This window comes from Bacillota bacterium, assembly GCA_024655925.1.
Taxonomy (GTDB): domain Bacteria; phylum Bacillota; class DTU025; order DTU025; family JANLFS01; genus JANLFS01.
In genome coordinates, this window is the sequence record JANLFS010000223.1 from 1,089 (window position 1) to 1,622 (window position 534).

Below are 534 nucleotides of genomic sequence, written 5' to 3' on the forward strand. Positions count from 1 at the left end.
TGACACTCCGGCGTATCTCCTGCTTGAGCCTGACTCCGATCTCGCGGCGGTCCTGGTAGAAATGCTCGCACCCGGTCATGTCGAGAAAGGCCTCGTCTATTGAAACCTCCTCGACCGCCGGCGAGAACCTCCGGAGCACCTCCATTATCTGACGTGAGACCTCGGCGTAGCGTTTCATGTTACCAGTTACGAATACTGCATGAGGACAAAGACGCACAGCCTGAGACATGGGCATGGCTGATCTCACACCATACCTCCGAGCCTCATAGGAGCACGTGGATACGACGGCACGCGGGCTGTTCCTCGGGCCTCCAACCACAAGAGGTTTCCCACGATACTCGGGGTGGTCCAGCACTTCTACTGACGCGAAGAAGCAATCCATGTCAAGGTGAGCTATGGTTCGCAATTGTCTCACCTTTTCGCGAGGCAGAACCTTCCCTTCAAGACTACCTTGCCGACTGTCCCGGCGTCAAGGGCTGTGGGTAGTCTGTCTGAGTCAAGAAGAAGTGGGGAGTCCCCCTTTCCTCGAATCGG

General features: G+C 56.7%; 1 protein-coding gene. It reads right to left on the reverse strand.

Annotated features, from left to right (window positions below; translation table 11 throughout):
• Positions 1 to 406, reverse strand: a 406-nt coding sequence (locus tag NUW23_16320) for a DNA polymerase IV (protein ID MCR4427712.1), incomplete at its 3' end; no start/stop codon positions are given.
• Positions 407 to 534: the final 128 nt, after the last annotated feature.